The organism is Stenotrophomonas sp. (genome assembly GCF_036662295.1).
In the GTDB taxonomy this organism is placed as follows: Bacteria; Pseudomonadota; Gammaproteobacteria; order Xanthomonadales; family Xanthomonadaceae; genus Stenotrophomonas.
In genome coordinates this window covers 1-5755 of sequence record NZ_JAVWXA010000040.1, presented here as the reverse complement: position 1 = coordinate 5755, position 5755 = coordinate 1, and the positions used below count along the sequence as shown (strand labels likewise).

General features: G+C 69.6%; 7 protein-coding genes. All 7 read left to right on the top strand.

Going from position 1 to position 5755, the window contains the following annotated elements; genetic code table 11:
• On the top strand, positions 1–831 hold an 831-nt coding region (locus RSA25_RS09890), incomplete at its 5' end, for a tryptophan 7-halogenase (protein WP_332808720.1).
• Entirely contained in the window at positions 819–1367 is a 549-nt protein-coding gene (locus RSA25_RS09885; RefSeq protein WP_332808719.1) for a DUF3261 domain-containing protein, read from the top strand. The genes RSA25_RS09890 and RSA25_RS09885, both read left to right, overlap by 13 nt.
• On the top strand, positions 1364–2554 hold the full coding sequence (locus RSA25_RS09880; protein WP_332808718.1) for a beta-ketoacyl-[acyl-carrier-protein] synthase family protein: 1191 nt from the start codon (positions 1364–1366) through the stop codon (positions 2552–2554). Before RSA25_RS09885 ends, RSA25_RS09880 begins: the two co-directional genes overlap by 4 nt.
• A gap of 2 nt (positions 2555–2556) precedes the next feature.
• Complete coding sequence (locus tag RSA25_RS09875; protein WP_332808717.1) at positions 2557–3012, top strand: hotdog family protein; 456 nt, start codon at positions 2557–2559, stop codon at positions 3010–3012.
• Positions 3009–3740, top strand: a complete 732-nt coding sequence (gene fabG, locus RSA25_RS09870; RefSeq protein ID WP_332808716.1) for a 3-oxoacyl-ACP reductase FabG — start codon at positions 3009–3011, stop codon at positions 3738–3740. The genes RSA25_RS09875 and fabG overlap by 4 nt, the downstream gene beginning before the upstream one ends.
• Positions 3740–4981, top strand: a complete 1242-nt coding sequence (locus RSA25_RS09865) for a beta-ketoacyl-ACP synthase (RefSeq protein WP_332808715.1) — start codon at positions 3740–3742, stop codon at positions 4979–4981. Before fabG ends, RSA25_RS09865 begins: the two co-directional genes overlap by 1 nt.
• Positions 4982–5048: 67 nt before the next feature.
• Entirely contained in the window at positions 5049–5486 is a 438-nt protein-coding gene (locus RSA25_RS09860; RefSeq protein WP_332725798.1) for an excinuclease ATPase subunit, read from the top strand.
• The last annotated feature ends 269 nt before the right edge of the window (positions 5487–5755 follow it).

Genomic DNA, 5755 nt, shown 5'->3' with positions numbered 1-5755 from the left:
CGCCCGGCGCGGGTGCAGGTGCGCCGCCCCGATGGCAGCGAGTACACCATCGAGGCCGGCTTCATCCTCGATGCCAGCGGTTTCGCGCGCCTGCTGCCGCGCCTGCTCAACCTGGAGTCGCCGTCCAACTTCCCGGTGCGCGGGGCGATCTTCTGCCACGTGCGCGACCACATCCCGGCCGACGCCGGCTTTGACCGAAACAAGATCCTGATCACCACCCATCCCGAGCACGTGGACGTGTGGTACTGGACCATTCCCTTCTCCAACGGCTGCTGCTCGCTGGGCGTGGTGGCCGAGCCGAGCTTCTTCGAGAAGTACCCCGGCAGCGACGAGGACAAGCTGCGTGCGATCGTCGGCGAGGATCCCAACCTGTCGCGCCTGCTCGCCAACGCCGAGTGGGCGGTGCTGCCGGTGCGCACCATCACCGGTTACTCGGCCAACGTGTCCTCGCTGTGGGGCGAGGGCTATGCGCTGCTGGGCAACGCCGGTGAGTTCCTGGACCCGGTGTTCTCCTCGGGGGTGACCATCGCCTTCAAGTCTGCCGAACTGGCCAGCGCCTGCATCGCGCGCGAACACGCCGGGGAAACGGTGGACTGGGAGAAGGACTTCTCCGTTCCGCTGCGCGCCGGCGTGAAGACCTTCCGCCGCTTCGTCGAGGCCTGGTACGCCGGCGGCTTCCAGAAAATCATCTACCACCCCGAGCAGCAGCCGGACGTGCGCCGCATGATCTCCTCGATCCTGGCCGGCTATGCCTGGGATACGAAGAACCCGTACGTGGCCGATGACAGCGGTCGTCGCCTGCGGGTGCTGGAGGAATTGTGCAGCGCCTGATCCTGATCCTGATGCTGGGCCTGCTGGCGTCCTGCGCCAGCACCCGCATGCCCGCGCCCAAGGTACAGTTGCCGGCGCTGAGGCTGGCCCCTTCGGCCCTGCCCGAACCGCTGCAGCTGCAGCAGCGCCTGCAGTTCCGCTTCGGCAGCCACGAACGCGAACTGGACGCGCTGCTGGAGGCCGACCACGACCAGGTGCGCCTGGCGGTGCAGGCGATGGGCCAGACCGGCGTGCGCATGACCTGGGACGGCACCACGCTGGAACAGACCCGCGCCCCGTGGCTGCCGCCGCAGGTGCGCGGCGAGCGGGTGCTGGATGACCTGCAGTTCGCGCTGTGGCCGGCCGATGCCATCCGCGCGGCGCTGCCGCCGGGCTGGCACCTGGTGGACCATGGCGACACCCGCCGGCTGGAGCAGGGCGATACGGCCTGGCTGATGCTGGACACCGACCCGGACGGCCGGATGCGCCTGCGCAACCTGGCCGAGGGCTATGAATTGATGATCGAATCGTTGGACATGGAACAGGCACACCCGTGAGCAGTGGCAGCACCGTCTATCTCAACGACCTGGGCGTGGTCTGCGCGCTCGGCGGCGACCGTGCGCAGGTGCGCGCGGGCCTGTTTGCCGACCAGCCCGGCGGCCTGCGCGACAACGACCAGCTGATCGCCGGGCGCACCCTGGCCCTGGGCGAAGTGGCCACCCCGCTGCCGGACCTGTCCGGGTTGCCGGTGGCCCTGCAGGGCCGCAACAACGCCCTGCTGGAAGCGGCCCTGGTGCAGATCCGCACGGCCGTGGACGCGGCCATCGCCCGCTACGGCGCCGACCGCGTGGCGGTCATCGTGGGCACCAGCACCTCGGGCATCGGTGAATCGGAAAACGCCCTGCGCCACCACCGCGACAGCGGCCAGTGGCCGCCGGGCTTCGATTATGCCCAGCAGGAAATGGGCACGGCCGCGCGTTTCGTACGCGAACGCATCGGCAGCACCGGCCCGGCGTGGACGATCTCCACCGCCTGTTCGTCCAGTGCCAAGGCGCTGATGTCGGCCGCGCGCCTGCTGCGCGCCGGCCTGGTCGATGCGGTGGTGGCCGGCGGCGCGGACTCGCTATGCCGCTTCACCGTGGCCGGGTTCAGCGCGCTGGAGTCGGTCTCGGCCGCGCGCTGCAATCCGTTCTCGGCCAACCGCAGCGGGATCAACATCGGCGAGGGCGCCGCGCTGTTCCTGATGACCACCGCGCCCGGCCCGGTGCGGCTGTCCGGCTGGGGCGAGTCCTCCGACGCGCACCACATGTCCGCCCCGGACCCGCAGGCGCGCGGGGCGATCGATGCCATCCAGCAGGCGCTGGACCGCGCCGGCCTGGCACCGGCGCAGGTGGACTACGTGAACCTGCACGGCACCGCCACCGGCCATAACGACGCGATGGAAAGCCAGGCCGTGGCCGCCGTGCTGGGCACCGCGGTGCCGGCCAGCTCGACCAAGCCGCTGACCGGGCACACCCTGGGCGCCTCCGGGGCGATCGAAGCCGCGCTGTGCTGGATGGTGCTGGCCGACAACCCTGGCCAGCAGCTGCCCACGCACTGGTGGGACGGGCAGGGCGATGCCGCGCTGCCGGCGCTGGCGCTGGTGGCCCCGGGCACGCGCGCCGCGCACCCGCCGCGCCACGTGCTGAGCCATTCCTTCGCCTTCGGCGGCAGCAATGCCGTGCTGGCGCTGGCCCGGGAATGAGCATGGAACTGCCGCGCGACATCGATGACGTGCTGCCGCACCGCGACAGCATGCGCCTGATCGACCGGCTGCTGGACTGGCAGCCCGAGTCGATCGTGGTGGAGGTAGACGTGCCGGCGCACGGCCTGTTCGCCACCGCCGACGGCGTCCCGGCCTGGGTCGGGGTGGAATACATGGCCCAGGCGATTGCCGCCTGGGCCGGTTGCAAGGCGCGCCAGGCCGGGCGGGCGCCGTCGATCGGGTTCCTGCTGGGCACCCGGCGCTACACCGCGCACCAGCCGTACTTCGCCGCCGGCACCTGCCTGCAGGTGGAGGCACGCTGCGAGCTGATGGGCGAAAATGGCCTGGGCATGTTCGCCTGCCGGATCCTGGCAGGCGATACCGAATTGGCGGTCGCCAACGTATCGGTGTTCGAACCACGCGATGCGATGGCTTATCTGGAGAGTGGAGAGGCATGACAGGGAATCTGACGGTGCTGGTGACCGGCGCCAGCCGCGGCATCGGCCGCGCCATCGCGCTGCGGGTCGCGCGTGATGGCTTCGACGTGGTGTTGCATTGCCGCAGCCGCATCGACGAGGCGCAGGCGGTGGTGGCCGACATCCAGGCACTGGGCCGGCAGGCGCGCGTGCTGATGTTCGACGTGGCCGACCGCGATGCCGCGCGCACCGCGCTGGAGGCCGATGTCGAGCAGCATGGCGCCTATTACGGGGTGGTGTGCAACGCGGGCATCGCCCGCGACGGCGCGTTCCCGGCGATGCCGGCCGAGGACTGGGATGCGGTGGTGCACACCAACCTGGACAGCTTCTACAACGTGCTGCACCCGCTGGTGATGCCGATGGTGCGACGGCGCAAGCCGGGCCGCATCGTCACCCTGTCCTCGGTGTCCGGCCTGGTCGGCAACCGCGGCCAGACCAACTACAGCGCGGCCAAGGCCGGCATCATCGGCGCCACCAAGGCGCTGGCGCTGGAGCTGGCCAGCCGCGCGATCACCGTCAACTGCGTGGCCCCGGGCCTGATCGAGACCGAGATGGTCAACCAGGAAGTGCTCGACCATGCGCTCAAGCTGATTCCGGCCGCGCGCATGGGCCAGCCGGAGGAGGTGGCCCACGCGGTGTCCTTCCTGCTGTCTGAAAACGCCGGCTACATCACCCGGCAGGTGATCTCGGTCAACGGAGGGATGGTCTGATGGGCAGTACCGATCGTCGCGTGGTGGTCACCGGTGCCGCCGCGCTGAGCCCGCTGGGGCATGACTGGGCGAGCATTCGCGCGCGCCTGCACGCCCGCGTCAATGCGGTGCGCTACATCCCCGAGTGGGAGGTGTTCGACGGCCTCAACACGCGCCTGGCCGCGCCGGTGGAGGACTACACGCTGCCGCCGCACTACAACCGCAAGACCACCCGCAGCATGGGCAAGGTGGCGGTGATGTCGGTGCGCGCCACCGAGCTGGCGCTGGAGGCGGCCGGCCTGCTCGGCCATCCGGTGCTGCGCAGTGGCATGGCCGGGGTGGCCTACGGTTCGTCCTCGGGCAGCCACGAGGCCACCGCCGAGTTCGGCCGCATGCTGCACGAGCACACCACCGACGGGATCAGCGCCACCACCTACCTGAAGATGATGAGCCACACCTCGCCGGTCAACATCGGGGTGTTCTTCGGCCTGTCCGGGCGGGTGTACACCACCTCCAGCGCCTGCACCTCGGGCAGCCAGGGCGTGGGCGCCGGCTACGAGGCGATCCGCAATGGCAAGCAGCTGGTGATGGTGACCGGCGGCGCCGAACAGCTGGATGCGACGGCGGCGGCGGTGTTCGACACGCTGTTTGCCACCAGCGTGCGCAACGATGCGCCGCAGACCACGCCCAGCCCGTTCGATGCGAACCGCGACGGCCTGGTGCTGGGCGAGGGCGCCGGCACGCTGATCCTGGAGGAGCTGGAGCACGCGCAGGCGCGCGGGGCGACGATCCTGGCCGAGGTGGTGGGCTACGGCACCAACAGCGATGGCCAGCACGTCACCCAGCCGACGGCGGACACGATGGCCCAGGCGATGCGGCTGGCGCTGGAAGACGCGGGGCTGGCGCCGGGGCAGATCGGTTACGTCAACGCGCACGGGACGGCGACCGAGCATGGCGACATCGCCGAAACGCAGGCCACGGCGCAGGTGTTCGGGCCGGGCATGCCGATCAGTTCGCTGAAGAGCTACGTGGGCCACATGCTGGGCGCCTGCGGCGCGTTCGAGGCGTGGCTGACGATCGAGATGATGCGCGAGGGCTGGTTCGCACCGACGCTGAACCTGCACGCGGTGGACCCGCGGTGCGGGGCACTGGATTTCATCCAGGGCGAGGGTCGGGCATTGCAGACCGAGTATGTAATGAGCAACAACTTCGCTTTCGGCGGGATCAACACGTCCCTTATCTTCCGCCGCTGGCAGGATTGACCCGCCGGCCCGCGCGGGCCGGTTTTCCACGCAACATCGAGCACCCCACCAACAAGGAGAAAGTTGAATGCGTCGTTTTGCCCTGATGGCCGCTACCGCACTGCTGGCCGTGGCCAGCACCGCCGAGGCCCGTGATACCCGAGTGGAACAGTCGCTGCGCGAGCTGGTGAGCTCGCAGGCCGCCCGCGATGCGGGGATCGACGGCAGCGTGCGTTTCTACATGGCCGGTGAGAAGGTCAACGTGCAGCAGCGGTTCGGCGAAGATGTGACGAACAAGAAGACCAACGCGGCCAACAAGAGCGACGAGGAAGCCTGCCGCTGGGTGGCCCTGTCGGCGCTGCGCGCGCTGCAGGACGGCGCCAAGTCGCGCGGTGCGAACGCGGTGGTGGACATCGTGAGCTACTACAAGAAGAACGAGTTCAAGAGCGCGACCAACTACGAGTGCTACGCAGGCACGATCATGGCCGGCGTGGCCCTCAAGGGCACCTACGCCAAGGTCAAGTAAGCCTTCGCGCCATGGCGGCCGCTGCTCCGGTGTCGGGGCAGTGGCCGTTTTTTTTGGTTTTTCGCCGCGAACCCGCACACCCCCACCCTCGACAGTTCGTCGGTGGCCGACAGGACATCAACGGCCGCCGCACTGGCGTTTGGTCGGTGGTCGTTGAGAACAAGGGGGGTTGTGGGATGCCGGCCAGCGGCCGGCACTACCGCGTCGGTCGTTTCGGTGCGCACCGGCCTACTGTCCAAGGGCGGGTACGGGTGGGGGTGCGGGACCGT